We start from the raw sequence: 17,460 nt of genomic DNA, 5'->3' as shown, positions 1-17,460 counted from the left end.
CCGATGAAGCTCACGCATCGGCTGATCCGCTCGTACGCGCTCTATACGCTCGGCTTTCTGCTGTTCGTTTACGTGATGTGGCGCATCGAGCGCAGCAACGGTCCCGGGGTGTGGATCGGCTATGTGTTCCTGTTCGTGCCGATCGCGGTGTATGCGGTGATCGGCGTGCTGTCGCGCACGTCCGACCTGGTCGAATACTATGTAGCGGGGCGGCGCGTGCCGTCGGCGTTCAACGGCATGGCGACCGCGGCCGACTGGTTGTCGGCCGCGTCGTTCATCGGTCTGGCCGGCTCGATCTACGCGACCGGCTACGACGGCCTCGCGTACCTGATGGGCTGGACCGGCGGCTATTGCCTCGTCGCGTTCCTGCTCGCGCCGTATGTGCGCAAGCTCGCGCGCTACACGATTCCCGATTTTCTCGGCACGCGCTATTCGAGCAACGCGGTGCGCGGCCTCGCGGCGCTCGCCGCGATCCTGTGCTCGTTCGTCTATCTGGTCGCGCAGATCCAGGGCGTCGGGTTGATCGCGACGCGCTTTATCGGCGTCGATTTCGCGGTCGGCATTTTCTGCGGGCTCGCGGGCATTCTGGTGTGCTCGTTTCTGGGCGGCATGCGTGCCGTCACGTGGACCCAGGTCGCGCAGTACATCATCCTGATCCTCGCGATGCTGATACCGGTATCGATGATCGCGCACAAGGACGGCCTCGGCTGGGTGCCGCAATTCAGCTATGGGCGCCTGATGGAGCGCATGGAAGGGCTCGAGAAACAGGTGCGCGACGCGCCGCTCGAGGAGCGCGTGCGCGACGACTATCGACGCCGCGCCGCGTTGATGCAACTGCGGCTCGATACGCTGCCGCAATCGTTCATCGACGAAAAGCAGCGGCTCACGCAGGAGGTCGGCGATCTGCGCCGCCATAACGGTCCGTTGCGCGAGATCAAGGAGCGCGAGCGCGCGCTCGAACAGTTTCCGCGCGATGCCGCCGCCGCGCAGATCGTCTGGAGTCAGAAGCGCGACGACATGCTGATGCGGGCGAGCGCGCCGGTGCCGATGCAGGAACCGTTTCCTGCTGTCGGTGATGAAGACCGAAGCACGCACGCGCGTAACTTTCTATCGCTGCTGTTGTGTCTGTCGCTTGGCACGGCGAGCCTGCCGCATATCCTGACGCGCTACAACACGACGACTTCGGTGGCGTCGGCGCGGCGCTCGGTCGGCTGGACGCTCTTTTTCGTCGCGCTGTTCTATCTGACCGTGCCGGTGCTGGCGGTGCTGATCAAGTACGAGATCCTGTCGAATCTGGTCGGCCATCATTTCGCCGATCTGCCGCAGTGGCTGATGCAATGGCGCAAGGTCGAACCGAGCCTGATCAGCCTCGCCGATACGAACGGCGACGGTATCGTGCGCTGGAGCGAGATCCAGATGCAGCCTGATATGGTCGTGCTCGCGGCGCCCGAGATCGCGGGGCTGCCGTATGTGATGTCGGGCTTGATCGCGGCGGGGGCGCTCGGGGCGGCGCTATCGACCGCGGATGGTCTGCTGCTGACGATCGCGAACGCGCTATCGCACGACGTGTACTACCACATGGTCGATCCGAACGCGTCGAGCCAGCGGCGCGTGACGATCTCGAAGATTCTGCTGCTGGGTGTCGCATTGTTCGCGTCGTACGTGGCGTCGCTGAATACGGGGAATATTCTGTTTCTGGTCGGGGCGGCGTTTTCGCTGGCGGCGTCGAGTCTGTTTCCGGCGCTCGTGCTCGGCGTGTTCTGGAAACGCACGACGCGGCTCGGCGCGGTGGCGGGGATGGTCGCGGGGCTCGTCGTGTGCATCTACTACATCGTGTCGACGTATCCGTTCTTCACGCAGATGACGGGATTCACAGGTGCGCGCTGGTTTGGCATCGAGCCGATCAGTTCGGGCGTGTTCGGTGTGCCGGCGGGTTTTCTCGTGGCGATCGGGGTGAGTTTGATCGATCGAAAGGCGGACGCTTATACGATCGCGCTGGTCGACTATATCCGGCATCCGTAGGCGGTTTGCGCGGGGCTTTGGCCAGGGTCTGGCGCAGGGCGCGAAGTTTGCTATAATTCGGCTCCCCGCCGGAGAGATGGATGAGCGGTTTAAGTCGCACGCCTGGAAAGCGTGTATAGGTTAATAGCCTATCGGGGGTTCGAATCCCCCTCTCTCCGCCAGGACATCCAATGAATACGGGCCTTTCGGCCCGTTTTTCTTTTCTACCAACACCGCTACCCACACGACATCGAGCGGTGTAATTCCCTGCCTGTTGGCGGCCGGTTGGGTGCGTTGTCTACGAACAACATAGGTCGGGTTTTCCCCGGAGCGCGGCTCGACAAAGAGACTAACCGGGGAACAAATGAAAAGCCCCGCTCGGGGCGGGGCTCATTAAGGCCTGGGCCTAAGTCTTTCTGGCAGTTCGGTCGGCATGGCAAGAGAAGAAAATACCCGACAAGCTCTATGGCATGCGTCGCCCCCGCCAAAGCTGCGCCATCTCCGTCGCGCGCGCGAGAATCCACATTGGGTCGTCTGCTCCAACAATGTTGCGGGAATTTGGTCTCATATATCTAATCGCTGCCTCGGGGATACTCGACGATAAATGAGACAGGGTGTCGGTACTTCGAGGCGAACACCTCGGGGTGAAATGCAAACATTGTCGAGTGGATGCCCCGGGTGATATCGAACCAACCTCGCGCGGCGACGAGTGGATTAATCGCTCAGAAGACGCTTCAATTCCTCGAGAAACGAAGTGGTCGTATAGCCCCACAACTCCGGATCGAAATCTTGCCCGTAATCCGTTTCAAACGCTGAATCCAGATCATCCGGGTGCTCGTTTATGAACGAATCTATTTCGTGGATCATTTCGAGATGGCTTTCCCGTGGGCAGTCCCTCCTGTAGCACGAAACAATTTCCGGAATCGTTTCTCCCCATAAATCAGAATCCTGATTAAGGTATGCGCCAAACAACTGATAAAGTTTCGGGTAACGCTCTGACAGCATAATTTTCGCCTTCATCCAACATATGCGGTAAAAATGTAGTACGGCATTCCATTGTAGGTTTGATATTTCAGTACAACGACAACCTCATTCATCCGCGTCATTTTTCCTGTCTGTCGTGCAATTCCATAGCCGACATCACTCGCCACACGCTGCGTCAGTGTAAGGGGGCCGCCACTACCTGAGCACTCCGCCCATTTCCTGATTTGTGTCGTATGGGCGCGCATTACTTCTGATATTGCCCATTCCGCCCGCTCCAGGTTCGTGAATGACGACACTCTTTTTCGATGCGGTTCAAGTCTCAGTCTTTCGCGCAATTGCGCTTCGGTCCGCCCCACGTGCTTTTCGAGTGTGTGCCCTCCCAGCCTCGGATTGAGCGCTTTTGCTTCATGCATTTGCAGATCGATCCGGCCCATCGTAACGCTGGCCACGCGTGCAGCCTTGATCGAGCCAGCGAACCCGAACGGCACGATCATATCGACTGACAGGCCGATGTTGTTCGCCATGTCAGGACCGGCGTTCATCGCCTCGGCCAGCTTCGCCGTACCTTGCTGGGTCAGCGTGACCGTATCCCGGCCCGTCCAGATTTGACGCAAACCTGCCGACGCCGTATCTGAGCCATGTACGCCGAACACAACACATCCGGCCTTGCTCGCCATCGTCGGTTCCGGCAGCACACATAGCGCTGCCGCCCCGACCATTTCCAGCACCCCGCCGACAACCTGCAAGCCGCCCCATAGCCGGTTGGAACGCATCTCGGTAGGGCTGATCGACTGACGGGAGAGCACTGCCGCTAGTTGCGGCGCACTGAGCACCACGCGCACGCCGTCCGAATTCTGTTGATACGACATTCCGGTGTCCTCTGTAGCTGTTGGGGCTGCTACGCTAGCAGGCGTCCACAGGGGTATGGAATGGGCGATGGATGATTTTAGGCTTTCGCTTCGATCAACGAAATGTCAACATTTGTGCGCGCCGGAATGCGCGCCGTAGCGCGTATGGACAGTCTGGATAAGAACGGTTCCGTTCAGCAAGGCAGCGCTCGTATAGCGCAGCGTGGACATAGGGTTTGGCCATGCCCCCGTCGTCGCGCGTCGTTGTTCCAGCAGGTCCGTTCGGTGAGTGGCCGTCTCAACGTTGTTTGCCGCGGAATGCGCGAGCGCGCGCTGCGAGGTCTCGCGCATAGATCCGCCGGGACAGAACACAAAGTCCGGTCAACGAGAATTTTGTGCACGCGGGATCGTCCCGAGAGGCGCGAAGCTTCGACAAGCCTCACCCCTCATCCCCCTCCCGCAACTCCCCCGTATTCCCCCGTTCCGCGCAAGCGCCCGTAACAGGCGGCCGCCCCCGCGTCGCCTCTGACAGCGTCACTCCCTGCTGAATCCCAGCCTTCGCCAGCATATGTGCGCTAATCGGCGCGGTGAGAAACAGAAACGCCGGAATCAGCAGCTCATGCAGGCTCGCGAAGTTGTTATGCGCGCTGAAATACACCACCGACGCGAGCACGATGCCGCCCACACCGAGCGTGGTCGACTTGGTCGGACCGTGCAGCCGCATGAAGAAGTCGGGCAGCCGAGCGAGCCCGACCGCCCCGACCAGCGTGAACAGACTGCCGGCCAGCAGCAGCAAACAAACGATCGCTTCGACAAAAGTTTCCATCGGCATACCCCACGCTAGTTGAGTTCGATGATGTCGCCGCGCTGCAGGTACTTGGTGAGCGCGACGGTACCCACGAAACCCATCACGGCAATCAGAAGCGCAACCTCGAAGAGCACCGTCGAGCGCAAGCTGATGCCGTACACGACGATCAACGCGATCGCATTGATGTTGAGCGTGTCGAGCGCGACGATGCGATCGGGCAGCGACGGCCCGCGCACGAGGCGCCACAGCGTGAGCAGGAACGCAATGCCGAGGATCGCGAGCGAGATCGGAATCACGATGGTTAGCATGCGAAGATCTCCATCAATGGGGCTTCATAACGGGACTTGATGAGCGCGATGAGTGCCGCTTCGTCGCCGAGATCGAGCACGTGCACGGAGAGGCGCGTGCGGTCGTCGCTGAGTTCGGCGCACAGCGTGCCCGGGCTCAGCGAGACCACGCTGATAAGCACCGTGAGCGCGATCTCGTGGGTGCTGTCGAGCGGCACGTCGATGAACGCCGGGCGCATCCGCTGCGTCGGGCCGAGCACGAGCAGCGCGACCTCGACGTTGGCCACGATGATATCGACCAACACATGCCAGGCGAGGAGCACGAGCAGCCACGGTCGGCCGAAGCGCACCGGTCGCAGCCACAAGCCTTCGGCGACGCGAAAGGAGATCGCGTAGCCGAGCGCGGCGCCGAGCAGCAGATTGCCCGGCGAGACGTCGTTCATCAGCAGCACCCAGCAGATGATCAGGAAGACCGCGAGCCACGGGTGGGGGAAGAGCCTTTTCAACATCGTCAGTTCCCCTGTGCGTCGGCCGTGGTCGCGGCCGCCGCTGATGGCGAGGAGCGCGCCGCGGGCAGGATCGCGTGTACGTAGGCGGCGCGATCGAATAGCTGTGTCGCCGTATCGGTGAGATAGTGCCGCACCGCGCCCGCGCCGAGCGTGATGGCCACGACGCAGCCGAGCAGGATCGCGCAGGCGGCGAGCTTCGCATTACTGCCACGCGGTGCGCGCTCCTCTTTGCCGGCGGCGGCGCGCGCGGCCGGCGCGGCCCACATCAGGCGCGTGCCCGTGCGGCTCAGCGCGACGATCGAGAGCAGGCTCGACAGCAGTACGGCCGGCCACAGCACGACTGCCGCGCCGAGCGGCGTGGCGGCCAGCACCATCGCCTTGCCGAGGAACCCGGACAGCGGCGGCAGGCCCGCGGCGCCCACCGCGGCGATCAGATAGAGCAGCGCGGCGAGGTTCGACGGCCACGGTGCATGCGCGCGCGGGACCGCTTCGACCGTAGCTTCGGCTTCGGTGTGAGCCGGTTCCCCGACCAGCACGGCGAGCGCGCCGGCCGTCTCGACCTGCAGCGGCTGCACCCGCGCCAGCGTCGCCACCGCTTCGCCGTCCGGGTCGGGCGAGATGGCCGCCGCGGCCGCGTCGTCGAGCGCTTCGAGCGAGCCGGGCTCGATCGAATTGGCATCGGCGGAAACGGCGGCATGGGCGGCGTGCGGGGTCGGGGCTTGCTCGGGTTCGAGCGTGTCGGCGAGCAGGAACAGCGCGCCAGTGCAGAGCGTCGTGCTGATCAGGTAGTAGAGCAGCGCGCTCCATGCAAGCGGCGTCTGTAGTGCGATCGCCGCGATCAGCAGACCCACCGAAACCAGCACGAGATAGCCCGTCGTGGTCTTGAGACTCGACACCGCCAACGCGCCCAGCGCGCCGAACACGATCGTCGCGATCGCGAGCCACCACGCCCACTGATGCATGAACGCATCGAGCACGCCGCCCGCCGCGCCGAACACGAGCGCGTCGCAGCGCAGCATCGCATAGATGCCGACCTTGGTCATGATCGCGAACAGCGCGGCCACCGGGCCGATGGCGCTGCGGTAGGCCTGCGGCAACCAGAACGACATCGGAAACACGGCGGCCTTGAGGCCGAACACGAGCATCAGCGTCGCGCCCGCGAACTGCGCGAGCGGCAGCGACTCCGGCCCGAGACGCGCCAGACGTTCGCCCATGTCGGCCATGTTGAGCGTGCCCGTGACGCCGTAGAGCACGCCGATCGCGATCAGAAAGAACGACGAACCGACGAGGTTCATCAACAGATAGTGCAGCCCGTTGCGCACCCGTCGCGCGCCGCCACCATGCAGCAGCAGCGCGTACGACGCGATCAGCAGCAGTTCGAAGAACACGAACAGGTTGAAGAGATCGCCCGCGAGGAAGGCGCCGTTCAGGCCCATCAGCTCGAACTGAAACAGCGCACGGAAATAGCGGCCGCGCCTCGCGTCCTCGCTCGAGGTGCCGAGCAGGCAGCAGACCGCCAGCACGGCGGTGAGCACCAGCATCAGCGCGCCGAGCCGGTCGAGTTCCAGCACGATGCCGAACGGCGCGGGCCATGCGCCGAGCGCGTAGCTGGCGATCTCGCCTTGCGCGGCGCGCGCCATCAGCAGGCACGCGACGGGCAGCAGCGCGATGATGGCGAGCGCGTTCAGCGCGCGTTGCAGGCGTTTCGCGCGCGGCGGCAGCACGACGATGACGCCCGCGGAAAAGAGCGGAATCAGGATCGGGAGCAGGAGAACGTGGTTCATTCGACGGGCGTCTCCTCGTCATTGACGTGATCGTTGCCCGTGATCGAAAACGAGCGCAGCGCGAGCACCACGGTGAAGGCCGTCATTGCGAAGCCGATCACGATGGCGGTCAGCACGAGCGCTTGCGGCACCGGATCGACGTATTGCGCCCCCGCCGCGATGACCGCTGGCTTGCCGATCGCAAGCCGGCCCATGCCGAGCAGGAACAGGTTGATCGCATACGAGAACAGCGTGATGCCGAGAATCACCGGCAACACGCGCGCGCACAGCAGCAGGTAGATGCCGCACGCGCAAAGCACGCCGATCGCGATGGCAAAGGCGGCTTCCATCAGCTTTTCTCCACGGACTGCATGTCCTTGTCGCGTACGCCGAGGTGCGAGACGATCGTGAGCGTCGTGCCGACCACCGCGCCCGTTACGCCGAGATCGAACAGCATCGCCGTGGACAGTTCGATCTCTCCGATCAGCGGCACGTGCAGGTGCCCGAACGCACTGGTCAAAAACGGCTGGCCGAACGCGAGACTGCCGAGCCCCGTGGCCGCGGCGATCAGAATGCCGAAGCCCGCGAGCGCGCGGTAGTTAAGGTGGATGCGCGACTCGGTCCACAGCACCCCGCTCGCGACGTACTGCAGCAACAACGCGATCGAGAGGATCAGCGACGCGATGAAGCCGCCGCCCGGCAGGTTGTGGCCGCGCAGGAACACGAACACGGCGACGAGCACGGTGAGCGGCAGCATCAGCCGCGCGAGGATCGCGAGCATCAGCGGATGCGATTGCGACGACCATGGCCGGCCATCCGGCCCCGCATCGGGCGACTTCAGGCGCAGCCCGCGCAGCAGCGCCTTGACGGCGAGTCCCGCGACCACGAGCACGCTGATTTCGACCATCGTATCGAAGCCGCGGAAATCCACGAGGATCACGTTGACGACGTTGTGGCCGCCGCTGCCGGGCAGCGCATTGGCGAGGAAGTACGGAGCGATGCCTGGCACCGGCGCGCTCGTCATGATCCTGTACGACACGGCGCCGAGCAGCGCGCCGCCCGCGAGCGCGAGCACGCCGTTGCGCAGCCGGACGGGGAGCGGCTCGACGGCGCGTTGCAGCGCGGGCAGGAAATAGACGGCCAGCACGAGCAGCAGGATCGTGACCAGTTCGACGGAGATCTGCGTGAGCGCGAGATCGGGCGCGGAGAAGCGCACGAAGGCGAGCGACACGAGCAGGCCGCAGGTGCTCAGCATCACCAGCGCGTAAAGGGTGCGCGCACGCACGAGCACCACGCCGACGGCGAGCAACGCCATCAGCACGAGGCCGCTTAGCGTGAACGGATCGGGCGGCAGGCGCGTGTGGCTGCCGCTCCAGGTGTCGAGCGCGACGAGCGGCACGCCCGGCACGATCAGCATCGCCGCGATCATCCATGCGAGGTAGGCCGGCAGCGAGCGCGTCTCGAACAAGCGCACGATCACGCCGGCGCTCTGTTCGAGACGCTGCACGAAGCGGTCGAAGATTTCGCTCGCGTTCAACTCGGTGAGCGCCGTGCGATGGTGGGGGAACGCATTGCGGCGCAGGAAAAAGAGCGCCGCACCCGCCGCGAACGACACCGCGCTCATCACGAGCGGCGTATTGACGCCGTGCCACAGGCTCAGGCTGTAGTCGGGCAGCTTGCCGCCGAGCGTGACCCACGCGGCCGACTCGAGCAGCCTGCCGATGCTTTGCTGCGGGAACAGGCCGATCAGCAGGCACAGCGCCACGAGAATCTCGACCGGCAGCCGCATGAAGCGCGGCGCCTCGTGCGGCGGATAGTGCGGCAGATCGCGCGGCGTCTCGCCGTCGAAAAACACGCCCCAGACGAAACGTAGCGAGTACGCCACGGAGAGCGCCGCCGCCACGATCGCGATGACCGGCACGGCGAGGTTCAGCGGCCCGAACATGCTTTGCGCGAGTGTTTCGCCGAAGAACATTTCCTTCGAGAGAAAGCCGTTGAGCAGCGGCACGCCGGCCATCGACAGCGACGCGACGCTCGCGAGCACGGCCGTATGCGGCATGTACCTGCGCAGGCCGCGCAGACGGCCCAGATCGCGCGTGCCGGTTTCGTGATCGACGATGCCCGCGGCCATGAAGAGCGACGCCTTGAACACCGCGTGGTTGACCGTGTGAAAGAGCGCGGCGACAGTCGAGAGCTGCGTGTCGAGGCCGAACAGCAGCACGATCAGGCCGAGATGGCTGATGGTCGAATAGGCGAGCAGGCCCTTCAGATCGCGCTGCAACAACGCCATCCCCGCGCCGCCCACCAGCGTGACGAGCCCGGCCACTGTCGCCGTGTAAGCCCAGAGGTGGGTACCTTCGAGGACCGGATAGAGACGCGCGAGCAGGAACACGCCGGCCTTCACCATCGTCGCCGAATGCAGATAGGCCGACACGGGTGTAGGCGCCGACATCGCGTGCGGTAGCCAGAAGTGGAAAGGAAACTGCGCCGACTTCGTGAACGCCGCGAACAGCGTGAGCAGCAGAATGGCCGGGTAGAGCGGATCGTGCTGCACCTTGTCATGCTGGGCGAGCACGTCGTTCAGCTCGTAGCTGCCGCATACGTGGCCGAGCAACAGCACGGCCGCAAGCAGCGCGAGACCGCCCGCGCCGGTGATGGTGAGCGCCATGCGTGCGCCGCGCCTCGCGTCGGGCCGCGATGGCCAGAAGCCGATCAGCAGGAACGAGACGAGGCTCGTCAGTTCCCAGAAGATGACGAGCAGCAGCAGGTTGCTCGACAGCACGATGCCGAGCATCGCGCCCATGAAGAGCAGCAGCAGCAGGTACAGACGCGGCAACGAATCGCTGCCGGCGAGGTAGTAGCGTGCGTAGATGAAGACGAGCAGGCCGATCGCGAGTACGAGCAACGCGAACATGAACGACAGGCCATCGAGGCGCAGCGACAGCGCGAGGCCGATGTCGGGCATCCACTCATGGCGCCATTGCAGCACGTCGTGGTCGCCCATGCCCACGCGCTCGCTCAGCAGCAGCGCGCAGCCGAACAGCGCCGTCGCGAACGCGATCCAGGTGCAGAGCGCGGCGGCGCGCGGCCTCGTGAGCGCAATGAGCGCCGCGGCCATGAACGGAAGTAGGACGAGCCACCCCAGTACCATTCGATGCCCTCCGGGAGTTCGAGTGTTAGACGGTGTGGCTGGCCGGTGGGACTGGGCCGGCGTGCCACCAGCCGGGCGGCTGCCCACGGGGCACAATCATAGCCGCAAACAGCCCGGCAGGTTCACATCGATACATCAAGCATAAATATACGCACCGCGAAGCGGGCGGCGAGCCCGACTGATGCCCAATCATGCCCATTGATGCGGACGCGCGTTCGATTTAACACCCGTCGCGTGACATGCGGCGCGCTGATGCACCATAATCGGCAAACTTGACGATCAATCGAGGCGCCAAATTGAAAGGAACTGAACTGGATCTGTATGCAACTGAAGAGCCAGGCCACACTTTGGCTTTCAATCTTTTCGATGGCACATGGGTGTCCGATGTGCCGGGCTACGGTTTAGGTATGGCGCCCCATTTCGACGATGGGCGTCTCCACTGGTTCGAGATCATGTGCGGCGGCTTTTCCGGAAAAAGCGTGCTCGAACTCGGACCCATGGAAGGCGGCCATACGTTCATGATGGCCAAAGCCGGCGCTTCACGTGTCCTTGCTATCGAGGCGAATTCGAAGTCCTTTCTCAAATGCCTGCTCGTGCAGAATGCATTGAAGTTCAATGCCGAATTCATGTATGGCGATTTCAGAGAACTGCTGAAAAAGCGCGATCAGCGATTCGATCTGATTCTTGCAAGCGGCGTGCTCTATCACATGATGGATCCGGTATCGCTACTGGAAGATATGGCATATGCGTCAGATTCGATCTGCATCTGGACGCACTATTACGATGCCGAAGTCGCGCGGACGAATGCGAACCTGCAAAGGCACTTCGATCCGACGCCAACCGTCTCGGAGTTTCGCGGACGCGAAGTGCGTCTCCACCGACATAGCTATCTCGACAGCATCAACAACGTAAAATTCATCGGCGGGACTGCTCCGCAAGCCAACTGGATGACCCGTGAAAGCCTGATGGCGGTCCTCGACGCACTGGGCATGACGGTGATCGTCGGCGTGGACGATCGCGAACAACATCCGGCCGGCCCGTCGATTCTTCTTTACGCTGCTCACATTCCGCATTTCAACGAGGCGCACTATCTTCAGCGCAACCCCGACGTAGCAGAAGCCGTTGCGCACAAGCACATCGGCTCTGGCGCGGAACACTACATCCGCTATGGCCGTGCGGAAGGGCGCTCGTTCGAGTGATCGACACCGCGCAGCCAGCGTCGTGTTCAAGCCAGTTACCCTAAAACGCGAACCCGGAAAGTTTCCCGAAAATGAATACTCTCGAGAATCAGCGCTTTTTCGATAAGCCCGTCGTCGCGGACGTTCCGATCGACAGTCAGACCCAGGTCTTCAAATTCGAAAAATTTCCCGCGGCGGGCCCCGTTCCCTGGCTCGATCGACCGGATGCGCTGGAGCGGGTTGCCGAGCTGTTGTCCCAAGGCGTAATTAGCGAGCAGCAGGCAGAATGGTGCCGCAAATGGGTGAGCGACGGCTACCTGATCATTGAGGGTTTCTTCAAGACGGAACAGCTCGATGCGACGTGGCAAGCCTACGAAAACGCGATTGCCGACGGCACGCTGCGGCCGCCGCCCGAGCCGCTTTTCGAAGGCGATACGCTGCCTGGGCGCACGCTGAATCCGCATTTCAACGTGCCGGCTGTTCGCGAGATGCTGTTCGACGCGCGCATGAACGAGATCGTGAGTCTGCTGCTGGGCGCGAAATCGGCGCCGTTCCAGACGATCGGCGGTCACAAGAGCAGCGAGCAACTCGAGCATTCCGATTCGATTCACATGTCGACCTATCCGAACGGGTATCTGGTCGCGAACTGGATCGCCTTCGAGGATATTCATCCCGACTCCGGGCCGCTCGTTTATCACCCCGGCACGCACAAGCTGCCGTATCTGATGTCGACTGAATTGGGCATGCCGTTCGGTTGCGGGTATTCCGCTTATCACGACATCTACGAACCCGCGATTCAGAAGCTCATCGCTGAACGTTCATCGGGCCCAAAGCACTTCTACCCGAAAAAGGGCGATGTGCTGTTGTGGCATGCGAACCTGCTGCACGGCGGCAGCAAGATGCGCGATCCGGAGCACGTGAGTCGCAAGGCACTGGTTTGCCATTTTTTCGCGGATGGCTGTTTGTGCTATCACGACCTGACCGGCATGCCGTCGAGCCTGACGCCAATCGTCGACTTCGACGGCGAGGCGTACCTCGAGGCCAATCCGGACGTCGCCGCGAGCGGCGGCAATGCATTGCAGCACTACATCTACTACGGTCGATTTGAAGGTCGCCCGTTGAGCAGCGCCGAATCGTTTCGACGCAAGGCGCGGCTTGCCCAACTGCCTGACGGTTTCGATCCGAAGCTTTACCTCGAAGCGAATCCCGACGTCGGCGCGGCGGGCGTCGACCCGGTCGATCACTTCGTCGACTTCGGCCGCGCGGAAGGCCGGCCGTTGCGGCCCTGAGTCATGCGTGGCGCCGAAGCAGGCGAGGGCGCCCTGCTTCGGCAAGTTCGCGGAAGGTGCATGTCGAAACCTTTTGTCCGCGTCTCGCGCGCACAGTCACCCGGGTTGACGACCCGCCTGCGCCCAAAGCATGCGTTCGAGCGCGCCCGCCCCGGCACGGGCCGCCCGCCATCACGCCGCCCGTGCCAGCCTCCTTTGTGCATGCCCCTCCGGTCTTGCTCTAAACTAGCGCCCGCCCAACCCACGCCCCGATGCGCCCCGTCACGAGCAACAACCGATGCCCCCAGCCTCCATCGATCCCGCCGATTCCCCGCATTTCAGCCTGCCGAAACACCCGCCGTTCCAGCGTTTCTGGTGCACCCGCATCCTGTCGTCGCTGTCGTTCCAGATGCTCGCGGTCGCGATGGGCTGGCATGTCTACGCGCTCACGCATAGCGCGTTCGCACTTGGCCTCGTCGGTCTCGCGCAGTTTCTGCCGATGTTCCTGCTGACGCTCGTCGTCGGCCATGTCGCCGATCGTTGCGATCGCCGCCGCATCGCCGCCGTCTGCCAGAGCCTCGAAAGTGTCGCTGCATTGCTGTTCGCGATCGGCACTTTCGGCGGCTGGATCAGCGCGCCGGTCATCTACGTGCTGGCTGCCTGCGTCGGCGCGTCGCGCGCGTTCGAATCGCCGGCCGTGGGGTCGCTGCTGCCGGCCGTGGTGCCGCGCGGCTATCTGCCGAAGGCGACCGCGTGGGCGACGTCCGCCAATCAGACCGCGCAGATCGCCGGGCCCGCGCTCGGTGGTCTGCTGTACGGCATCGGTCCCGGTGCCGCGTATCTCGCGTGCACGCTGACGTTCGCGGCGGCAGCCGCGTCGGTGTGGAGCATTCCGTTGCAGATGAAGCCGGCGAGCCGCGCGCCCGTCACGCTCGAATCGATCTTTTCGGGCATCGCGTTCATTCGTCGCGAGCCGGTGATTCTCGGCGCGCTGTCGCTCGATCTGTTCGCGGTACTGTTCGGCGGCGCGACCGCGTTGCTGCCGATCTTCGCGCGCGACGTGCTGCACGCGGGCCCGCTCGGTCTCGGCCTGTTGCGCTCGGGCACGGCGATCGGCGCGCTCGCGGGCACGATCTGGCTCGCGCATTTTCCATTGCGCAACCGGCCCGGCGCGGCGATGTTCGGCGGCGTGATCGCGTTCGGCATCGCGACGATCGTGTTCGGGCTGTCGCATCAGTTCCTCGTGTCGTTGTTCGCGCTGATGGTGCTCGGCGCGTCGGACACGATCAGCGTGGTGGTGCGGCTGTCGCTCGTGCAATTGCGCACGCCCGATGAAATGCTCGGCCGCGTCAGCGCGGTCAATTCGTTGTTCATCGGGACGTCGAATCAATTGGGCGAGTTCGAATCGGGCCTGACCGCGGGATGGTGGGGCGCGCAGCCGGCGGTGCTGGTCGGCGGTGTCGCGACGATCGCGATCGCGCTGTTGTGGATGCGGTTCTTTCCGGAACTGCGGCACACGCGCACGCTCGAGCGCGAAGAGGCGCTCGCGGCGAGCGCCTGATTGCCAGGGCCTGGGCGCCATCGCCCGATCCATGACACGACGAGGAGACGAACCGCATGAGCCAGTCCGAACTGCACCCCGCCGCGCCGGTCGCGGCGACGATCTATCGTGGCGAATCCGTCGAGAACACGCATCTCGCGCACGTCGCGGTCGTCGATGCGGACGGTCGTCTGCTGTATTCGTTCGGCGACGCCGCGCGCATGACGCTCGCGCGTTCCGCGGCGAAGCCGGCCCAGGCGCTCGCGGTGCTCGAAACCGGCGCGCTCGAGCGTTGCGGTTTCGACGAAGCCGATCTCGCGCTGATGTGCGCATCGCACAGCAGCGAGCCGCGTCATATCGAACGCACGCGCGGCATGCTCGCGAAAGCGCAGGCGAGCGAGGCCGATCTGCGTTGCGGCGGCCATCCGCCGTTGTCGGATGCGGTGTACGTCGACTGGATCCGGCGCGGCTTTACGCCCACCGGCGTGTGCAGCAACTGTTCGGGCAAGCACGCGGGCATGCTGGCCGGCGCGGGTTCGATCGGCGCGGCGCTCGCCGGCTATGAACTGCCGGGGCATCCGTTGCAGGTGCGTGTGAAGCAGACGGTCGCGAGCGTCTGCGATCTGCCCGACGAGGGCGTGCAATGGGCGATCGACGGCTGCAATCTGCCGACGCCGGCGTTTGCGCTCGACCGGCTCGCACGTCTGTTCGCGAAGCTCGCGGCGGCGCAGGATCAACAGGAAACCGAAGCCGCCGCGACGACGCCGCGCGCGGCCGCGCTCGCGCGCATCTATCGCGCGATGACGTCGTACCCGGAACTGGTCGGCGGGGAGGGGCGCTTCTGTACGCTGCTGATGCAGGCTTTCGATGGCGCGCTGGTCGGCAAGGTCGGCGCGGACGGCAGCTATGCGATCGGCGTACGCGCATCGCGGCAGACCGCGCGGCTCGGCGCGAAGGGCGCGCTAGGCATCGCGCTGAAGATCGAGGACGGCAATCCCGCCGTGCTCTACGCGGTCACCGCCGAGTTGCTCGCCGTGCTCGATATCGGTACGCCTGAACAACGCGCGGCGCTCGACGGTTTTCATGCGCCGCAGCGGCTCAACACGATGGGCGTCGAGATCGGCCGGATGGGCTTCTCGATCGAGCTTGCCGCGCATCGTTGAGCGCGGCGACCCGATTCACTGCTCGACACCCCAGACCTCAAGCCGCCGCCGCCTTCGCCGGCGCGGCACCCAGCGCATCACGGATCGCATCGGCGAGCTCGCTCGCCGCGAACTTCGCGACATAGCCGTTGGCGCCCGCGTTCTTCACATGCGCCTCATTGGCCGCGCCCGTCAGCGACGAGTGAATGATCACCGGAATATCGCGCGTGCGTTCATCGGCCTTGATCTGGCGCGTCAGCATGAAGCCGTCCATCTCCGGCATCTCCAGATCGGTCAATACGAGCGCGATGGTGTCTTTCGCGCGCGCGCCGTTTTTCTGCGCTTCGCGCGCGACCTGCTGCAGCGTCTGCCACGCTTCGTCGCCGGTCTTCGTCATGATGTAGTCAGCGCCGATCGCGGCGAGCGCCTGTTCGATCAGCTTGCGCGCGAAGCCGGAGTCGTCGGCGGCGAGGATCTTCGCGCCGCGGCGGATGCCGAGCGCCTGGCCGACCGAGGCCGGATCGACGCTCGGATGCTGCGACGGGAACACGTCGCGCAACACCTGCTCGACGTCGATCACCTGGGCGAGCCGCGAGTCGCCGGTATTGCCGTCGATGCGCGCGATGCTCGTGACGAGCTTGCCGCCCGCCGAGCCATCGGCCGACAGCACCTGGTTCCATTCGAGTCGCACGATGTCGTCGACTTCCTCGACCGCGAAGGCCTGCGTCGAACGCGCGAATTCGGTGACCAGCAGGATGTTCAGGCCGCGCGTCGGCTCGCAGCCCATCAACCGCGGCAGATCGATCACGGGGATGATCTGCCCGCGAATGTCGACCGCGCCCATCACGTAAGGCGACGATCCGGCGATCGGCGTGACGGTCGGCATCGTCGAGATTTCGCGCACCTTGAACACGTTGATCCCATACAACTCGTGCGCGTCGCTGCCCGGCACGTGGCCGAGGCGGTATAGCAGCAGCTCGAACTTGTTGGAGCTCGTCAGGTTGCTGCGTTCGGTGTGGCGCTCGTGATTGGCACGGTGGTCGTCTGCCATCGGAATCGTTCTCCAGAATTGCGGTGCTGAGCGGTGCTGAGCGTGCCTGTATCTGGTTATCGGCGCCGATGGCGAAAAATCCAGCACTGCGTGGCAGCGTCGAGCGGCGCGCGATTCACGCGAATACGGCAAACGTGTGCGCATTCATATGAGGGTTACCTAAGGTTACAGAAGCGACAGCAGCGTTTCACCTGCCCGACGGCGTGGCTTCTAGAATCGGCAGCGATAAAAGCGTGGCGTCGCGCTGGGCTCGCAAGCAGTCCGCAGCGTTTTGCATCGCGCGCTTCGTTCGCGGCGCACACGTGTCCGTCGTTTTGCTTTCAGATGCTTTCACCTCAAGGAGAACGTATGATCCGCCTGCCTTCCGTCCCTTCCGTCGCTTTGGCCCGCATCGCCGCCGTTGCCTGCTTCGGTGGTCTTCTGACGGCCGCCTCGGTGGCCAGCGCGCAGAGCGCCGCGTCCACGGACACGGGCCGCCTGCATGCCGCCGACCAGACCTTCATCGCGGACGGCACGCAAGCCGTCGCGACGCAGCGCGATGCCGCGCGTATCGCCACCGCGCGTTCGGCCGACCGCGACGTGAAGGCCTTCGCCGAGCGCGTGTCGAGCGACGACGCCAGGATCACCGACGCGTTGCGCGCGGCGAGTCCGCGCGGTGTCGACGTGCCGAAGAACGATCCCGATGCGGCCGCGCTCGCAAGCATCAACCATCTGCGCGGCGCGGACTTCGACAAGGTGTACATCGAGCAGGTCGCGCTCGCGGGTGAACAGAAGGCGCTGTCCGCTTTCCAGGCGGAAATCGCAGCGGGCCGCGACGAGCAGTTGAAGGCCGCCGCGAAACAGGCGCTGCCGACGATCCAGCAGCACTATGCGATGGCGCAGGATCTCGCGAAGCGCAAGCATCTGTCCGTGGCCGCGCAATAAGCGGCG

General features: G+C 64.2%; 15 protein-coding genes and 1 tRNA gene. 7 read left to right on the top strand and 9 right to left on the bottom strand.

All coding sequences use genetic code 11. The annotated features are described in order from the left end of the window. Positions 1–3 precede the first annotated feature (3 nt). Together HDG32_RS20255 and HDG32_RS20250 are read left to right on the top strand one after the other, a co-directional pair. The gene (locus tag HDG32_RS20255; protein ID WP_184070166.1) at positions 4–2,022 is read left to right on the top strand and encodes a sodium:solute symporter family protein; all 2,019 of its coding nucleotides are present in this window, start codon (positions 4–6) and stop codon (positions 2,020–2,022) included. A gap of 70 nt (positions 2,023–2,092) precedes the next feature. Beyond that, positions 2,093–2,183 (top strand) — tRNA-Ser (locus tag HDG32_RS20250). A 532-nt stretch (positions 2,184–2,715) separates the two neighbouring features. On the opposite strand, the gene HDG32_RS20245 is transcribed toward HDG32_RS20250, so the two are convergent. The 8 genes from HDG32_RS20245 to HDG32_RS20210 all read right to left on the bottom strand — a co-directional run bounded on the left by HDG32_RS20245 (position 2,716) and on the right by HDG32_RS20210 (position 10,351). Next, positions 2,716–3,021, bottom strand: coding sequence for a contact-dependent growth inhibition system immunity protein (locus HDG32_RS20245; RefSeq protein ID WP_311540107.1), 306 nt, complete (start codon positions 3,019–3,021; stop codon positions 2,716–2,718). Next, positions 3,018–3,854, bottom strand: coding sequence for an RNase A-like domain-containing protein (locus tag HDG32_RS20240; RefSeq protein WP_184070164.1), 837 nt, complete (start codon positions 3,852–3,854; stop codon positions 3,018–3,020). The genes HDG32_RS20245 and HDG32_RS20240 overlap by 4 nt, the downstream gene beginning before the upstream one ends. Before the next feature lie 418 nt (positions 3,855–4,272). After that, positions 4,273–4,665, bottom strand: coding sequence for a Na+/H+ antiporter subunit G (locus HDG32_RS20235; RefSeq protein WP_090803870.1), 393 nt, complete (start codon positions 4,663–4,665; stop codon positions 4,273–4,275). Between the two features lie 8 nt (positions 4,666–4,673). Continuing rightward, positions 4,674–4,949: a K+/H+ antiporter subunit F gene (locus tag HDG32_RS20230; RefSeq protein ID WP_184070162.1), complete on the bottom strand. Its 276-nt coding sequence runs from the start codon at positions 4,947–4,949 to the stop codon at positions 4,674–4,676. After that, on the bottom strand, positions 4,943–5,437 hold the full coding sequence (locus HDG32_RS20225; RefSeq protein ID WP_184070160.1) for a Na+/H+ antiporter subunit E: 495 nt from the start codon (positions 5,435–5,437) through the stop codon (positions 4,943–4,945). The genes HDG32_RS20230 and HDG32_RS20225 overlap by 7 nt, the downstream gene beginning before the upstream one ends. A 2-nt stretch (positions 5,438–5,439) precedes the next feature. Then, complete coding sequence (locus HDG32_RS20220; protein WP_184070158.1) at positions 5,440–7,221, bottom strand: monovalent cation/H+ antiporter subunit D; 1,782 nt, start codon at positions 7,219–7,221, stop codon at positions 5,440–5,442. Next, the gene (locus tag HDG32_RS20215) at positions 7,218–7,550 is read right to left on the bottom strand and encodes a Na+/H+ antiporter subunit C (protein WP_090803875.1); all 333 of its coding nucleotides are present in this window, start codon (positions 7,548–7,550) and stop codon (positions 7,218–7,220) included. Before HDG32_RS20215 ends, HDG32_RS20220 begins: the two co-directional genes overlap by 4 nt. Further along, positions 7,550–10,351, bottom strand: a complete 2,802-nt coding sequence (locus HDG32_RS20210) for a monovalent cation/H+ antiporter subunit A (protein WP_184070156.1) — start codon at positions 10,349–10,351, stop codon at positions 7,550–7,552. The genes HDG32_RS20215 and HDG32_RS20210 overlap by 1 nt, the downstream gene beginning before the upstream one ends. Before the next feature lie 296 nt (positions 10,352–10,647). Between HDG32_RS20210 and HDG32_RS20205 the strand changes: the two genes are divergently transcribed. The 4 genes from HDG32_RS20205 to HDG32_RS20190 all read left to right on the top strand — a co-directional run bounded on the left by HDG32_RS20205 (position 10,648) and on the right by HDG32_RS20190 (position 15,500). Further along, a complete protein-coding gene (locus HDG32_RS20205; protein ID WP_184070154.1) occupies positions 10,648–11,550 on the top strand; it encodes a bifunctional 2-polyprenyl-6-hydroxyphenol methylase/3-demethylubiquinol 3-O-methyltransferase UbiG in 903 nt (300 codons plus the stop codon). Positions 11,551–11,621: 71 nt separating this feature from the next. Then, on the top strand, positions 11,622–12,818 hold the full coding sequence (locus HDG32_RS20200) for a phytanoyl-CoA dioxygenase family protein (protein ID WP_184070152.1): 1,197 nt from the start codon (positions 11,622–11,624) through the stop codon (positions 12,816–12,818). A gap of 277 nt (positions 12,819–13,095) precedes the next feature. After that, positions 13,096–14,358, top strand: coding sequence for an MFS transporter (locus HDG32_RS20195; RefSeq protein ID WP_184070150.1), 1,263 nt, complete (start codon positions 13,096–13,098; stop codon positions 14,356–14,358). A 56-nt stretch (positions 14,359–14,414) separates the two neighbouring features. Next, positions 14,415–15,500, top strand: coding sequence for an asparaginase (locus HDG32_RS20190; protein WP_184070148.1), 1,086 nt, complete (start codon positions 14,415–14,417; stop codon positions 15,498–15,500). Between the two features lie 37 nt (positions 15,501–15,537). Here HDG32_RS20190 and HDG32_RS20185 read toward each other — a convergent pair whose 3' ends face one another. Next, positions 15,538–16,530, bottom strand: a complete 993-nt coding sequence (locus HDG32_RS20185) for a chemotaxis protein (RefSeq protein ID WP_184070146.1) — start codon at positions 16,528–16,530, stop codon at positions 15,538–15,540. Between the two features lie 348 nt (positions 16,531–16,878). Between HDG32_RS20185 and HDG32_RS20180 the strand changes: the two genes are divergently transcribed. Further along, positions 16,879–17,454, top strand: a complete 576-nt coding sequence (locus HDG32_RS20180) for a DUF4142 domain-containing protein (RefSeq protein WP_184070144.1) — start codon at positions 16,879–16,881, stop codon at positions 17,452–17,454. Positions 17,455–17,460: the final 6 nt, after the last annotated feature.

Origin of the sequence: Paraburkholderia sp. CI2 (assembly GCF_014201055.1) — a bacterium.
Lineage (GTDB): Bacteria > Pseudomonadota > Gammaproteobacteria > Burkholderiales > Burkholderiaceae > Paraburkholderia > Paraburkholderia tuberum.
Note: the sequence above shows the minus strand (reverse complement) of the source record. Positions and strands in the feature narration are given on the sequence as shown.